This window comes from Streptomyces sp. CA-106110, from assembly GCF_050936285.1.
GTDB lineage: Bacteria > Actinomycetota > Actinomycetes > Streptomycetales > Streptomycetaceae > Streptomyces.
Map to the genome: position 1 here is coordinate 11,943,764 of NZ_JBNJNB010000001.1, position 15,023 is coordinate 11,958,786.

At 68.1% G+C, this 15,023-nt stretch carries 10 protein-coding genes; 7 read left to right on the forward strand and 3 right to left on the reverse strand.

What is annotated here, in order from left to right:
• Positions 1-385 precede the first annotated feature (385 nt).
• The 7 genes from ltrA (ACQEXA_RS55400) to ACQEXA_RS55430 all read left to right on the forward strand — a co-directional run bounded on the left by ltrA (ACQEXA_RS55400) (position 386) and on the right by ACQEXA_RS55430 (position 6,342).
• Complete coding sequence (ltrA, locus tag ACQEXA_RS55400) at positions 386-1,750, forward strand: group II intron reverse transcriptase/maturase (RefSeq protein ID WP_433133987.1); 1,365 nt, start codon at positions 386-388, stop codon at positions 1,748-1,750.
• 111 nt (positions 1,751-1,861) lie between these two features.
• Entirely contained in the window at positions 1,862-2,065 is a 204-nt protein-coding gene (locus tag ACQEXA_RS55405; protein ID WP_433134808.1) for a reverse transcriptase domain-containing protein, read from the forward strand.
• 662 nt (positions 2,066-2,727) lie between these two features.
• A complete protein-coding gene (gene ltrA / locus ACQEXA_RS55410) occupies positions 2,728-3,855 on the forward strand; it encodes a group II intron reverse transcriptase/maturase (protein WP_432937481.1) in 1,128 nt (375 codons plus the stop codon).
• A complete protein-coding gene (locus tag ACQEXA_RS55415; RefSeq protein WP_433128713.1) occupies positions 3,852-3,983 on the forward strand; it encodes a hypothetical protein in 132 nt (43 codons plus the stop codon). Before ltrA (ACQEXA_RS55410) ends, ACQEXA_RS55415 begins: the two co-directional genes overlap by 4 nt.
• 553 nt (positions 3,984-4,536) lie before the next feature.
• Positions 4,537-4,800 (forward strand): hypothetical protein, encoded by a 264-nt coding sequence (locus ACQEXA_RS55420; protein WP_433133989.1) that lies wholly within the window; start codon positions 4,537-4,539, stop codon positions 4,798-4,800.
• On the forward strand, positions 4,788-5,798 hold the full coding sequence (locus tag ACQEXA_RS55425) for a reverse transcriptase domain-containing protein (RefSeq protein WP_433133991.1): 1,011 nt from the start codon (positions 4,788-4,790) through the stop codon (positions 5,796-5,798). The genes ACQEXA_RS55420 and ACQEXA_RS55425 overlap by 13 nt, the downstream gene beginning before the upstream one ends.
• 61 nt (positions 5,799-5,859) lie before the next feature.
• On the forward strand, positions 5,860-6,342 hold the full coding sequence (locus ACQEXA_RS55430) for a group II intron maturase-specific domain-containing protein (RefSeq protein WP_433128707.1): 483 nt from the start codon (positions 5,860-5,862) through the stop codon (positions 6,340-6,342).
• 367 nt (positions 6,343-6,709) lie between these two features.
• On the opposite strand, the gene ACQEXA_RS55435 is transcribed toward ACQEXA_RS55430, so the two are convergent.
• From ACQEXA_RS55435 to ACQEXA_RS55445, 3 genes are read right to left on the reverse strand one after another with little or no spacing between them, the layout of a single operon-like run.
• The gene (locus ACQEXA_RS55435; RefSeq protein WP_433133994.1) at positions 6,710-10,114 is read right to left on the reverse strand and encodes a hypothetical protein; all 3,405 of its coding nucleotides are present in this window, start codon (positions 10,112-10,114) and stop codon (positions 6,710-6,712) included.
• The gene (locus ACQEXA_RS55440) at positions 10,114-14,004 is read right to left on the reverse strand and encodes a hypothetical protein (protein WP_432920836.1); all 3,891 of its coding nucleotides are present in this window, start codon (positions 14,002-14,004) and stop codon (positions 10,114-10,116) included. Before ACQEXA_RS55440 ends, ACQEXA_RS55435 begins: the two co-directional genes overlap by 1 nt.
• Positions 14,001-15,023 carry a hypothetical protein gene (locus ACQEXA_RS55445; protein WP_432920833.1) on the reverse strand — a complete coding sequence of 341 codons (1,023 nt, stop codon included), beginning with the start codon at positions 15,021-15,023 and terminating at the stop codon, positions 14,001-14,003. Before ACQEXA_RS55445 ends, ACQEXA_RS55440 begins: the two co-directional genes overlap by 4 nt.

The window sequence follows — 15,023 nt, forward strand, 5'->3', positions numbered from 1 at the left end:
GGTCCGCAACATCAAGTGAAGCCTGCAGCGTCGATATGCAGACCCCGCCCGTTGGGGTGGGCCAAGGGGGTGCCGAGTCCGTATGCGTAGGGCGAAGGCCATGGAAGGCGTCCGGGAACCTGGAGCGGGCGCCGAAGAACCTCCCGGCGTTAAGGGGCGTGGAACGGCTGGAAGGTTGTCCTGGGAACTGGAGAGGGCCTACTCGGCCCCGGGTATGCGGCCCGGGAGCGTGGCTCGCCTATAACCGGCGGAACCGGGAAGTGGCGGGTTGTCGAGAGGCAGTCGGAGGGGGTCGTAGTAGTGCCGATCGGCGGGACAACATAACCCGCCGGGAGCGAAGGGCCCCTGCTTCATCGATGCGATTCGCGAACAGGGAGGGGCCCGGATGAGTGCCGTTTCGGCTAGTTCCATCCGCCGGGAGGAAGGCGTCGCACGACTGGATGGCCGTCCTCTGGACAAGGTCCGAGCCTTGCAGTGGACGCTCTACCGCTGTGCCAAGCAAGAACCCGAACGACGGTTCCATGCTCTGTATGTCCACGTCCACCGCATGGACGTCCTGTGGCGGGCATGGTCGGTCGTGTGCGCGAACCGGGGAGCCCCTGGCGTGGACGGTGTGACCGTTGACGCGGTGGCGGCCTCGGGGGTGGACGCATTCCTCCAGGACCTGGCGGAACGACTGCGGACGTATACGTATCGTCCGTCGGTGCTGCGGCGGGTCCAGATTCCCAAGCCGGGGCGGCCGGGGGAGTTCCGGCCGCTGTCGATTCCCACCGTGGCGGACCGGGTGGTGATGACGGCCGCGAAGATGGTTCTCGAACCGGTCTTCGAGGCCGGGTTCACTGAGGCGAGCTACGGATTCCGGCCGAAACGGTCCGCGACCGACGCGTGCGATGCTGTGCGCGTTGCGGCGAACCAAGGTCGGGAGTGGGTGTTCGAGGCCGATATCCGGAACTGTTTCGGGACGATCGGGCACGACGCACTCGTCGCTCAGCTGGCGAGGCGCGTGGTGGACCGGTCGATGCTGAAGCTGATCCGGTCGTGGCTGCGGATGGGAGTACTGGAGGGTGGGGTGACCTCCCCGACCGGGGCGGGAACCCCACAGGGCTCACCAATCTCCCCATTGCTCGCGAATATCGCTCTGCACGTCCTCGATGAGGCGTGGCAGGGCGAGGGTCGCCGGCTGGGGGTGCTGGTGAGGTATTGCGATGACTTCGTGGTCCTGTCGCCGACCAGACAACGGGCCGAGCAGGCTCAGCAGCTGGCGGCGAGAGTGCTGGGACTTCTCGGGATGCGACTGCACCCCGAGAAGTCCGGCATCACCTGCCTCACCCGAGGTGGGCAGGGCTTCGAGTTCCTCGGCTTCCACCACCGGAAAGTGGAGTCGTGGAAGTGGCGGGGCAGGTTCTACCTGTACCGGTGGCCCTCGCAACGGGCGTTGAAGGTGCTGCGGGACAAGGTCCGCGCTGCTACCTCGCGCTCTCGGACCGAGCGGCCGGTGGCTACCGTGGTGGCCGAGCTCAACCCCGTGCTCCGGGGATGGGCCGGGTACTTCCGTAAGGGAAATTCTGCGCGGAAGTTCGAAGCGGTGGACCAGTACGTCCACGAGCGGCTGGCGATTTTCACCAGCAGGAAACATGGCCTCTCAGGCCGGAATTGGGCTGCCCGCTACAACTACGGGTGGATCAGTCGGCTCGGGGTCTTCCGCCTGTCCGGAAAGTGGCACGGGGCGACGGTGCATGCCCAGCGGTGAACGATGTCGGAAAGCCGGATGCGGGAGAACCGCATGTCCGGTTTGAAGCGGCGGGGACTGGAAACGGAGACTCATCCACCGCGCCAGTCCCCGACCCTACTCGACGCGTGGATGGTCCGGGAGTACCCGGGCTGCCCGTTCGAGCGCTTCGCCGACGACGGGGTGGTCCACTGCCGAACGTTGGCAGAGGCAGAACGGGTTCTGGCCGCGCTGCGGACCAGGATGGCCGAGGTCGGTCTGGAGTTGCATCCGGACAAGACCCGGATCGTGTACTGCAGTGTGTCCCGAACGCGAAGGGGAGCTTTATGTAGGTAGAGCTGCTTGATGCGGTGCTGTACGGAAGATGAAGGAAGGCCCTTCGGAATCGCCCTGCGGGGGAGATTTCAAACCGCGTGTGTCACGAACGCAGAGGGGAGTTCAGGTAGGAGAGCTTCGCGATGCGGTGCTGTGCGAGAGATGAGGGACTTGGCCCCTCGGTTCCGTCCTGCGGGGGATGGTGCCAAACCGCCACATGCTGCGTTGGTTGACGACCGTCGTGGTGAGCGATGTGGAAAAGGCGGCGGTAGAGCCGTCAGGTGGGGATCAGGAAGACGAACGCAAGTGAATCGCTGCTGAAGTGTCGTTAGAAAACAGGTGACATCAGAACCGGAGATTTGTGGTTGCTCCGGGATAAGTCTGGCGGGAGTCCCGTCTACTGGCCAGGCGGTGTCCGGCACGGAGGCGACGTGAGCCTGATCTGCGGCTCTCGCATGGAACGTGAGAAGGCATGCCCTGATAGTGCCGCTTGAGTCATGCGGGTGGCGAGAGGGAGCGGCCCAAGCGGAAGAACCGTGAGGGTTTGAGTACCGACGCGGGGTGTGCTGGCGGACCGGCTCGTAGTAGTGAGGAACCCTTTGTAATGAAGGGGAGCGAAGGGGCCGGGTCATCCGTGACTGATTGTTCGTTCGGTCAACCGGAAGTTCTCCGGGAGGAGCTGGGTGGACCAGTTGAAATCATCGGACAAGCCGTTTGAGATCTCGAAGTGGGAGGTTCAGGAGGCGTACGAGAAGGTCAAGGCGAACAAGGGTGCGGCAGGGGTGGACGGGCGCTCCATCGAGGACTTCGAGAAGGATCTGAAGGGTAATCTCTATCGAATCTGGAATCGTCTGTCTTCGGGGAGTTACTTTCCGCCTCCGGTGAAGGGTGTGGAGATCCCGAAGTCGCATGGTGGTGGGGTTCGTTTGCTCGGTGTGCCCACCGTGGCTGACCGAATCGCTCAAACGGTAGTAGCCCGGCGTCTTGAAGAGAAGGTCGAACCGATCTTCCATCAGGACTCCTACGGCTACCGTCCTGGGCGGTCCGCGTTGGATGCGGTCGCGGCGTGCCGGAAACGCTGTTGGAAGTATGACTGGGTGATCGATCTGGACATCCAGAAATTCTTTGACAGCGTGCCCTGGGACCTTGTCGTCAAAGCGGTTCGGGCCCACACGGATCTCCCCTGGGTAGTTCTGTATGTGCGGCGGTGGCTTGAGGCGCCGTTGCAACTGCCTGACGGGACCTTGCAGCAGCGCGATCGCGGAACCCCGCAGGGTTCTGCGATTTCGCCTGTTTTGGCTAACCTGTTCATGCATTATGCGTTCGACATGTGGATGGCCCGGGAGTATCCGGGCGTACCGTTCGAACGGTACGCAGACGACGGTGTTGTGCACTGTGTCAGCGAGGGTCAGGCCCGGAAACTACGGGAGGCAATCGCGAACAGGATGAGGGAAGTTGGGTTGCGGCTGCATCCCGACAAGACCAAGATCGTGTACTGCCGGGATGGTAATAAGCGCCGACGTCCGTACGGGCAGACGGAGTTCACCTTCCTGGGGTTCACTTTCCGGGCTCGCAAGGCCATCGACAGGAATGGGGAGAGGTTCACCTCGTTCCTGCCGGCGATCAGCAAGGAATCCTCGAAGAAGATCAGTGGTGAAGTGCGGCAATGGCGGCTTCACCGACAGATCGGCCGGACCTTCGCCGAGCTCGCACGGGCGATCAATCCGATCGTTCGGGGCTGGATGCAGTACTTCGGTGCGTTCTACCGGACGGCGCTGCTTCCCTCCTGGAGCGCATCAACGCCTACTTGATGCGCTGGATCCGCAAGAAGTTCAAGCGGCTGCGGACCTTCAAGAAGGCCCATGCGTGCTGGCGGCGTATCACCCGTCAGTACCCCAGGCTCTTCGCCCATTGGGCATGGGTTCCCACGTTCTGGTGATCAGGATGACAAGAGCCCGGTGACGGGAGACTGTCACGCCGGGATCTGTGAGGGCCGGGGGGTGAAATTCCCCCGGCTACTCGACCTCATGCTGCGTTGGGTTGAAGACCGTCGTGGTGAGCGATGAGGAAAAGGCGTCGTCAGAGGCGTCAGGTAGGGGTCAGGAAGACGAGCGCAAGCGAATCGTTGCTGACGTGTCGTAACACGAACAACTGACATCAAAACCGGGATGTTGCAGTTATCCCGGGACGAGTCTGGCGGGTACCCGCTCATTGGCCAGGCGATGTCCGGCATGTAGACGACGTGATCCTGATCTGCCGCTTCCGTACGGAACGGGAGAAGGCGTGCCCCGATGCCGTCAAGCCTCGGGTGGACGAAAGGGAGCGCCCCAAGTGGCAGAAACCACAAGGGGTTGAGTACCGAGTCGGGGTCCGCTGGCGGACCGGTTCGTAGTAGTGACGAAGCTCCTGTAATGGGAGTGGAGCGAAGGGGCCGGGCTGTCCGTGACTGGTGTTCGTTCGATCAACCGGGCTGAGTTCCCGGGAGGAGTCGCGTGGACGAGTTGAAATCGCCGGGCAAGCCGTTCGAAATATCAAAGCGGGCTGTCTGGGAGGCATACAAGAAGGTCAAGGCAAACAAGGGGGCATCGGGGGTCGACGGGGTATCGATCGAGGAGTTCGAGAAGGATCTCAAGGGAAACCTTTACAAGATCTGGAACAGGATGTCCTCCGGCTCGTATTTCCCGCCTCCGGTGCAGGCGGTGGAGATCGCCAAGACGCATGGCGGAGGCACCAGGATCTCGGAGTGCCGACTGTAGGCGACCGGATCGCACAAACGGTGGTGGCTCAGGAGTTGGAGCGGAAGGTCGAGCCGATCTTCCATCCCGACTCCTACGGTTACCGCCCGGGGCGTTCCGCGTTGGATGCCGTCGAGGTCTGCCGGCGACGCTGTTGGAAAGCGGACTGGGTGATCGATCTCGACATCCGGAAGTTCTTTGACAGCGTTCCGTGGGACCTGATCGTCAAAGCGGTGGAGGCGAACACCGACCTCCCGTGGGTGGTGCTGTACGTGCGGCGGTGGCTCAATGCCCCGCTGCAACTACCCGACGGGACCTTGCAGCAGCGCGACTGCGGGACTCCTCAGGGGTCAGCGGTTTCACCCGTACTCGCCAACCTGTTCCTCCACTATGCACTCGATACATGGATGGCCAGGAAGTTCCCCGCCATCAGGTTCGAACGCTATGTGGATGATGCGGTGTTGCACTGCTTCAGTGAACGTCAGGCACGTTTCGTGCTGAAGGCGCTCACGGAGCGGATGGACGAGGTCGGGCTGGCGCTGCATCCGGAGAAGACCAGGATCGTCTATTGCCGGGACGGAAATCGACGCGGCTCACATGAGCACACGTCGTTCACCTTCCTGGGGTATACGTTCCGGGCTCGCGGAGCGCGGCAAAAGGACGGGAAGATGTTCACCGCTTTCCTGCCCGCGATCAGCAAGGACGCCTTGAACAAGATCAGCGCAGAGGTGCGGTCCTGGAGACTGCACGTGCGTACTGGTCATACCTTCATGGACCTCGCGCGGATGATCAATCCAGTAGTGCGGGGTTGGACCAACTATTACGGCGCCTTCTACAGATCGGCGCTATATCCCCTCCTGGCACGCATCAATGCCTACTTGGTGCGGTGGATTCGCCAGAAATACAAACGGCTGCGGTCGAGGAAGAAGGCCCAGGAGAGCTGGCAGGGGATTGTCAAGCGTTACCCTCGCCTGCTCGCGCACTGGCAATGGGTTCCCTCGGTTCCGCGTGTTTGGTGACCAGGACAGTAAGAGCCCGGTGAACTGAGAAGTTCACGCCGGGATCTGTGGGAGCCCGGGGGTGAGATTCCCCCGGGCCACCCGACAGGACGACAACCGACGGGGCCGGTTTCCGGTCTGCGAGTTCACGTTCCTGGGGTTCACGTTCCGGCCGCGAGGAGCCAAGGACAAGCACGGGGTGATGTTCACCGCGTTCCTACCCGCGATCAGTAAGCAAGCCCTGAAGAAGCTGAGTAGGACGGTACGGTCCTGGCGACTGCACCGTCGCACCGCGGAGGAGTCAGCCGATCTGGCCCGGATGGTCAATCCGGTGGTCCGGGGATGGATGAACTACTACGGGCGCTTCTACCGCTCGGCGCTGTACCCGCTGCTCGACCGCATCAACGCCTACCTGTTGCGGTGGATCCAGAAGAAGTACCGGACCGGGATGAAACAGGCCCTGCGGCGGCTGGCCGAGGGCCACACGCGGCGTCCAAAGTACTTCGCTCACTGGACCTGGGTGACCCCGGCGGGGTCGAGGACCAGGACGACAAGAGCCGTATGACGGGAGACTGTCACGTACGGTTCCGTGGGAGCCCGGGGGTGAGATTCCCCCGGGCGACCCGACTACTAGAACGAACCTCAGGAACGCTGGCCGACCAGGCAAAATGCGGCCCACGCAAATCGGACCATCACCTGATCGTTTAAGGGCATGGGCCCGGCGGGCTGCCGCTTCACGCCGCTGGACTTCCTCGAGAAACGAACTCATCGGGCACCGCCTCGCTCCTGCCCGACACGGTAGAAGACAACTCGGCTTCAGGACCGGTCAAGCCGCAGATTCCCAGTCCAGCCAGGTCCCTCCAGAAGAGCCACACCCAGCCGCGGAGGTCACGCCGAGCTCACTCACGAAGTTCCTGACAGACCCGCTGGCGTCAGGGGGCGACCTTGATAGTCAGCAGGTGGCAGGCGGTGTGCGGGCTGTTCGTCAGGACGTCCCTGAGCGTTGCGCCAGCGAGCCTGGCCGCGGTGGCCGGGAAGGTGGCTGAGGTGCAGACAGCCAGGAGAAGGAACGAATCGTTCTTCGTCGTGGTAGGGAAGATGACCTCGAACGAGGTGGCCTGCGGGTGGGCGGCGTCGAGGTTGCCGACCGGGTGCCGGACAGGCGTCGTGTCCGCGATCGTCCACCCGCCGACGAATTTGCCACCGGCCGGCAACGTCCCGCCCAGGGCCGCGACCACCTGACCCGCGAAGGCGTTGGGGATGGCCAGCGTCTTCCAGGTATGGGCTGGTTCGGTCATCCTGCGGATGAGCAGCAGGACCGAGGCGGACGCACCGGGCAGCTGCTGCAGGCCGCGATGGTGCACGAGCACGTCGACGTTGACGCGGCGGACCCCCATCCGGACCGCGGGCGCCGCGTCGTCGGCACCGACCGAAAGCTGGAGCAGGTCGGCCTCTGTAGGCCCGTCGCCGTCCCACGGCGGCTGCCAGACGCGCGCCTGGGTCACGATGTTGGTCCAGGTCGCGTTGTCGACGCTCTTGCCGGCGCCTAGGCCGTTCGCCGACTTGTAGCCCACCAGCTGCGACTCGAAGGCTTTGCTCCACCGCCCGGTGGGGCGGCACGCGGGCACGAGGTTGCGGAACGCGGTCTGAAAGGTCCACAGCGCGAAGGACGGGTCCGGGCCACCGAACGCTGGAGCGATCGCCGGCGGCCCTGGGACCTGTGCGGCCGTCGCCGGCGGCGCCGGCCGGACGTTGATGTCGGGACTGCGGAACAGCTGCAGGTCGGGGGACCCGGCGGCCTTGAGCGGGTCGACGAGGGAGGTCGACGGCCGCCGCCGCATGTCGAAGCCATGCACCCGTAGGTATGTCTTCTCGTCGCACGGGCCGAGGAGGTCGACCTCCCACACGCCCCGCGCCTGCAGGGCGGCGCGCAATAGCTTCAGCGATGCGGCGGGGTCGCTGAAGATCGCCAGATCCTGCACGGCCGCTTCGGGAAGCCCCACCATGTAGTCCGTCCACACCCAGGCCGGGTCACCGCCCACCGCTCGCGTGAACGTCCCCCGGAACACGCCGGTCGACGTGCCGGCATACACGAGCGTCGGGTCCGTCGGGTCCTGGACAACGGCGAGCGCCGGGGCCTTGGACGCCCCGCGCAGACCGGTCTTCCACCACGTCTTGTCACCGTCAAACCACCACAGCGTGTCCATCTTCGGCGCGCTGTTGACCCCCGCGCACGCGACGTAGAGCGAGTTCGCGCCGTTCGCGCCGGGCATGTGCAGCGCCACGTCGCTCCACGAGCCCAGGGGCGGCAGGTAGGACATCGTGCCGTCGGCGATGTCCGACTCCTTGTAGGCGAAGCATTTGTTCTTGTGGTCGCTGATGACGGACCGCGTCCACGTGCCAGGCCCCGGGTCGCGGGTGAACCGCACCAGCGAGTGCTCGGCGAGTACGTACAGCGTGTTCTCGTCGAACCACCGGCACACCTGCACCCTGCCGCGCTCGTCGTCGTACGACACGTCCTGGTTGGTGTCGCTCCGGCCACCGCCGCGGGGGTCAGACCCGGTCTTGACGGTGTACCAGGTGCCACCGAAGTCCTCGCTGACCCAGGTGCGGTTCGTTCCCACGGCCAGCCGCACCCCCGCGGGGTTGGTGGCCGTGACCACCCCTGGCGAGGAGTAGAAGTTCGCCTTGTCGTTCTCCTTCTGCTCATGGTCGAGGTAGGGCCAGTTGCGCAGGACCGGGTTGCGGTCGCGCTGCGCCTGGTCGCGCCAGTGGGATCCGGTGGACTGGCAGATGTACTGCTCGGGTTTGCCCGGGTGGAAGGCGACCCCGCCGCCGTCCCCGGCGACCTCCCAGGTCCAGGTCGTGTCACCCGTCCGGCGCAGCACGCCGTTGTCCTGGGTTCCGACGACGACGACCGACTCCTGCGTGGGGTGACAGGCCAGGTAACCCGGCTCGAGCACGCCGAGCCCGTTGTTGCGGCTCTGCCAGGTGTGGTTGGCGCCGCCGGCCGTCGAACGGTAGACCCCGCCGTCGCAGGTCACCCACAGATCGGTCGACCCGCCGCGCGGCACGAAGCGGACGCCGTGCACGTCGGCGTGCACGCCGCGGCCGATGTAGGTCGGATCCGCTCCCGCGGTCCCGTTCGGCGTCGCCGCCGTCGGGTCGTTCGCTTTCGCGTAGTTCAAGGTGGGCGTCGCGCCGGGGTTGAGCACGGCGCACTTGAAGAGCGACGCGTTGCTCGTCTCGACCGCCGACCCGCCGAGGACGACGACGTTCGCGTTGCCGGGGTCGACGGCGATCGCCATGTCGTAGTGGGACTGGTTGCCGGTCGGGTCGTTCGTGTCCAGCGGCTGCGCGCGGGTGCCGCCGGCCTGGCCGGCGCTCGGCTCGGCCTCGCCCTTCCCGAACAGCAGCTTCGGGACGTTGCCGACCTTGAGGGCGGTGGTCCCGGTCACCCGCCACAGCATGGGGCCGTTGCCGAGGACGTACACGACCGAGCTGTCCGCCGCGCCCGCCAGGGCGAGGCGCCCGTCCTTGCGGTCGTCCAGGTCGACCTTGGCGAAGGAGGCGGTGCCGTTGTCGGAGACGTATGCCGACCCGCTCCACGTGACCGCCCAGAGATGGCCGTCGGGCAGCCAGACCACGTCGCTGGTCAGCGGCGCGTCGTCGAACGGTGCGGCGCTGACCTTTCCCCAGGACGGGGTGCCGCCGCTGACGCTGCGCGTCCACAGCCCGCCGCTGGTCGCCGCGACGACCCGGTCGTGGTTGGCCGGGTCGAACGCCAGCCGGTACATCCCGAGCCCGGCGAGCTCGGGTCCCTCCCGGTCCCACACCTGCGCGAACGGGTCGGCGCGCGTCTTGGCGACCGGGCCGACGCTGCGCAGCACCCCTATACCGCCGAGGGCACCGCCGGGATAGCTCTGCCGGCGCGGCGACGGCTCCCCGGTGCCGACGTACACCGTGTCGTTCTCGCCGCCCGCGGTGGTGTCCCAGTCGACGAGGATCGCGCCGCACACGAGCGTGTTGGCGAAGAAGTCGAGGTTGCGGACGTCCGGCGTCACCGCCCACCCGCCAAGGACCATCCATGTCGAGCCCTCGTCGCGGCTGTACCAGACCCCGCCGCTCGCGGTCGCGGCGTACACGCGCCTGCCGTCGGGGCTGACCTCGACCTGGCGGACCCGTCCGGTGGTGTGGGCCGTGCCGTCCATCTGCCCGCCGATCACGGTCGACGGACCGAGCGGCAGCCAGAGGTCCTTGAGCCGGTCCGGGCCGGTGGGCGGCGCGGCGCGCCCGGTCGCTGTCCTGCGACCGCGCCCGCGGGTCGTCCCGGGCATCAGCCACCTCCGGCGGTCGCGCCGCTGGCACCCGGTGGCGGTGCGGGCGCGATGCGGATGTAGCCCTCCTGCACCTCGTGCGGCAGGTCGGGCAGCAGTGCCGTCTGCGTGGCCGCCAGGATGGGGTCGTCCTTCCACGTCAGCGGGGTGTCCCGGCGGGTCCACAGCTGGTTTTTGCCGAACGACGAGATGAGCGGCAGCGCGATCTTCGCCGGGTCCACCAGCACCGGCCCGATACGGGCCGAGGGCGCCATGACCGTCAGGCCCGGTGCCACCCAGTCGCGTTGCAGCGCGATCGACTTGCGAGGGAGGACGCCGGAGGTAAGGTGCACCCGGCCGGCGGGATGCATGAGCAGGGTCAGGGTCACGCTCTGGCCCGGGTGGACGCGCAGCTCGTCCTGCGCGACGACGTAGTCCGCGGTGAGCGGCTCGGTGCCGAGCTGGTCGGCTGGAGGCGTCTCGCCGTACGGGCCCAGCTGCCCCCGGCCGCGACCGGACACGAACGCGGAGGATGCCACGACCTTGTCGACGACATGGAAGTGCAGGTAGTCGTCGTCGACGAAGAAGCCGAGCAGGCCGTCGTCCTGCCGGGTGAGCTCGCCGATCCGGACGGGGAACGAAAGCGCGGCCAGATCGCGGTACGCCTGTTCGCGCCGGGCCAGCTTCGCCGGGTCGGAGAGGTCGAGTGTGTCGATGTCGCTGCGGATGTCGAGGGACAGCCGGGCCCGGACGACGGCGACCGGGCGGCCGACGAGGCCGGCGATGTGCTCGTTGCCGAGCGCGGCGTACGTGTCCACCGACCACAGCGTCGTGTCGATGGCGCGCAGCATGGCCGACAGGCACGACTCGGTCTCGGGCTGCGCCGGCCGTCCGCCGCGGTGGGCTGCGTCGGCGGCCACGACGCCGGCCGCCAGATGCCCGACGAGCTGCTGCCGGGGACCGAGCCCGTCGAGCGGGCCGGCGTCCTGGGGCAGCGGCCGCCCGGGCGCGGGCTCCCACACGACGCCTCCGCCGAAGGGTTCGTGCAGCAGCTGCCCGAGCGGGTTGCCGGCCACGTCGAACACCTCGAGGGCCTCGTCGATGTGGTCGGGGAGCAGGAACCCGGCCACCGGGTTGACGGTCTGCGTTGTGTCGACCTGGTCCAGCCGGGCCTCGGGGGCGTCGGCGGCGGGGCCGGCCGGGTCGACGAACCGGAACAGCCACCGTGCGGGCACGGTGAGCCGTGGCCGGACACGCAGGGCCGGCGCCAGCGTGTCGACCTCGTCGCGGGCCGGCAGCCCGGGCTGGCTCACGTCGGGCAGGTCAAGCACTTGCCCGAACGCGTCGACCAGGCGGGCGCGGACCAGTCGGAGCTCACCGCGCAGCAGCAGCTCCGGCACGCTGTCGTCGGGAACGGGTTTGTCCGTGCGGCCGTCGAGATAGGGCACCCCGAGCAGTTGGTCCCGCAGCCCGTCGAGCACGACCGACAGGACGTCGAAGGTGTCGAGCCTGGACCGCAGCGACGCGAGCGCGTTCTGGTCGGCCGGGTCGAGCTCGCCGGTGCCGGCCACGTCCCGGGCCTCCTCGGCGGCGAGCCAGTCCGTGATCGCCGCCGCCATGGTGGTGGCAACGCCCGTGGTGAGCACGCTGCGCCCGGTCGCCGACAGCACGCGCCCGGTCGGTGTCACGGGGTCGGGTGGGTCGAGGTCGATCTGACCCAGCGACCAGGCGGGCAGGTCGTCGGTCTCGGTGATGGCGACCTCCCACTCGAGCCAGATCGGCTGCCACGGCTGCGACCAGGCGGTCACGGCGACCGGGGACGGCTCGACGCCCTCATAGACGGAGTAGCGGCGCAGCTGGTCGGCCACCTGGACCGCCGTCAGCTCTCCCGCGTCCGATCCGAGGAAGGCGGAGCGCCCGGTGTACGTCGCCTGCGCGCCGTACCGCATCGCCGACTCGGCGAGGAACCGGGCCTGGATCGCCGTGCCGTCCATGCCCTGCGCCCGCGACGTCGGGTCGTCCGCCGTCACGCGGGCGAGCCACGGCGCGAGGTAGGGGTTGAGCAGCAGCGCCTCCCGGCTGAGCGGCACGACCTCGGGCGGGAGCGCCCCGGTTGGCACCGCGGGCAGCACCGTCGTCAAATCGGTCAGCGACGGCGCGTGGAGCACCTGTGACGGCCAGCGCACCTGCAACTGCTCGTCCGGCGAGTGCAGCTTCGTGGCGCGCTGCCGCATGCTGCGCTTCAGCCCGCGAACGGCCACGGTGGGGGGTGTCGGCACGTGGTACCGCGGCGCGGGCCTGGCGATCTCGCGTACCTCGGACACCGGCTCGGACACCGGCTGCGGCGCAGTCCACTCCAGCACCTGGCGGCGCAGGGCGACGCCGTCGTCCGGTTGCAGCTCGAACCGGGTGCGGCCGGCCCACGCGATCCTCGTCTCGTTCAGCGCCGCCGCCGCGGTCGTCAGGCGGTTCGCGGTGCTGCGCCCGGCCCCGCCGGCGGTGAGCGGCGCCGACGCGTCGCCCATTTTCACCCGGTCGGTCCCCGACGTGCCGCCGGACAGCGCGGTGAACGCCGACGCGTGCTCGTGCTCCTCGACGTCGACGAGGCCGTCGGCAGTCGCTAGCCTGTCGAGCAGGTGCCCGCTGAAGGCCGACAGGAGGCGCTCGGCGGCCCGGCGCGACTCCGGTGTCGTCTCGCCGAACCCGTCCGACGCGACGGTGGCGGCGACGTCGTCGCCGTGGTGGCCGAGCTCGACCGAGAGGTCAGCGGGAGCCGGCTGGTTGACGAGCGACGGGTCCACCGGCCCCTTGAACGGAATGCCGTGCACCATGCCGTGCAGCAGCGTCGACCGCGGGAACCTCGGCTCAGCGGTGACGACCCGGCTGGCCAGGTCGGCGAACGGGGTGACCGCGCTGACGAACTTCGTCGTCGGCTCGATCGCGTCCGCGATGGCGGACGTCGTGGCAGGGCTCCCGCTTGCCAGCGGACCAGGCCGGGCGGCGGGAGCCGGGCCGACGGCGGCATACCGCTCCCTGGTCGTCAGCCCCAGAGACGCCCGCTTGAGCGCGTCGACGGTACGCTCCTCGATGCCCGGCTGCGGGTCGCCGGCGGTCTGCGCGAGGTGCCAGCCGAGGCCGTCGAGGGTGTCGTGCAGGCTGGCGTCCGTGCGCGCCGCGTCCAGCGGGTCGAGTGCGGCCTGGGACCACCAGCCGGTGACGAGGTACCCGACCTGGTTGCCTTCGGTCGCCGGGTCGGCGTTGTTCGAGAACACGTTCAGCGGGTCGTAGAAGGCCAGCCGGTCGACGACGGCGTCGTAGGTCGAAGCCCACTGCGGCGAGCCGCCGACGCTGCCGGTCAGCTCGGCGGGCGCCACGGTGTGCCGGGCGGCCGGGGGCAGGGCCTGCTCGCCGTGCCAGTCGTCGAGCGGGACGATCGTCCCGGTGTCGGCGAGGACCACCCAGCCTGTCGTCTGCACCGTCGATGCCCCCGACATCACGAGCATCCGCAGCACCAGCCAGCGGTCGGGCAGCGCGGGCAGTCCCAGCCGGTTCGTCGCGTCGTCCGGCTGCCTGGTCAGCGACCCGCGCAGCAGGGCGTCGGGCATGGCCCAGTGGAGGTAGACGCCCGGGGCGCGGGGCACGCCAGGGTCGAAGGGGGCCGGCATCGGTGCCGCGGGCTGGCCGTCCGGCTCGGTGAGCCCGAACGGCAGCAAGACGTGCTCGGAAGTGTTGGTCGGGTCGACATACAACGCCTGCACGTCGACCGGGACCAGCACCCGCGTCTCGCGCAGCAGGGACGGGTCCCACAGCCGGATGTCCTGCACGGTCGCATCGGCCCGCACCAGCGCGGACCAGCGCGGGCTGACCATCGCGGCCTTGATGGCGTCCGGGTCGGGAAGCGGAACGGTCATGCCAGCCCCGCAGTGAACCGCTCGGTCAGGGCCACGGTCTTCTCGTCCGGCTGCGCCTCGATGGAGACGGTCGGCCGGAAGACGTCAAGCAGCTCCTCGACCGGGTGCGCCGTGTCACCGAACACCTGCCGGTAGGGGAAGCGGATGGCCTCAAGGGCGAACTCGGCGCTGTCCACGACACCGTCGCCGGACATGTGGGTGTCCGGCCGGGCCAGGAGCTTCTTGTTGAGATGGCGGAAGTCCAGGACGCCGGGTGATCCCGGCCGGCAGGGCACGGCAACCTTGTCGGCGATGTCCTTCTGCGGGTCGGTGGCGTCGCGGGGCGGGATCCACGGCGAGAACGTCACGCCGTCCGGGTCGGAGTCGAGCCGCACCCCGAACTGGATCCCGCGGCGCGGTTCCTCTATGTGGACGATCTGCGGCACCCCGTCGAAGAGGACGAGGAGGACGGCCGGCGCGAGCCGCTCCATCCGCAGCAGCCGCAGCCGCCGGGCGTCGCCCTCGGGGATGATCGCGTTGTCGCCCTCGGCGAGCTCGCGGTCGTACGCGCGTACGTGCAGCCCAGGCCAGCCGCTCACGGCGCGGGAGCGGAGGAGGAACCCGGTGATGGTCTGCGACGTCGAGGTAGCGCCTTCGCCGCCGACCGGGCGGACCCGGTGCTCCTCGTCGTCGACCTCGGCCCGGATCACGTCGTACAGCTGCTCAAGCTGGGCGCGGTCCGCGCTCGACACGGTGCCGACGCCCAGGGCGCCCTGCACCAGCGCGTCGGTCCAGCGCCGGTCGAGGTAGAAGAACCGGATCGACTCGCGGGGCAGCAGCTCGCTGTCGGCGGCGAGATAGGCGAACGGGACTCCTTCGAGCAGCCGCAGCCGGGCGAGCCACTGCCGGATGTCGAACGGGACGACGTGGACGCCGCCCTCGTCGTCCTCGTCCGCGGGTGCCGGGGTGAGGTTCATCAGGCCGGTGACCGTCGCCTCAAGCACGAAACTGGCATCGAGGTAGGCCTTCAGCTCTGCCAT

Excerpts from the sequence above, each read along its gene's own strand:
- ACQEXA_RS55435 (WP_433133994.1), bottom strand. The coding sequence starts at position 10,114 with ATGCCCGGGACGACCCGCGGGCGCGGTCGCAGGACAGCGACCGGGCGC.
- ACQEXA_RS55440 (WP_432920836.1), bottom strand. The coding sequence starts at position 14,004 with ATGACCGTTCCGCTTCCCGACCCGGACGCCATCAAGGCCGCGATGGTC.
- ltrA (WP_433133987.1), top strand. The coding sequence starts at position 386 with ATGAGTGCCGTTTCGGCTAGTTCCATCCGCCGGGAGGAAGGCGTCGCA.
- ACQEXA_RS55445 (WP_432920833.1), bottom strand. The coding sequence starts at position 15,023 with ATGGCAGAGCTGAAGGCCTACCTCGATGCCAGTTTCGTGCTTGAGGCG.
- ACQEXA_RS55405 (WP_433134808.1), top strand. The coding sequence starts at position 1,862 with ATGGTCCGGGAGTACCCGGGCTGCCCGTTCGAGCGCTTCGCCGACGAC.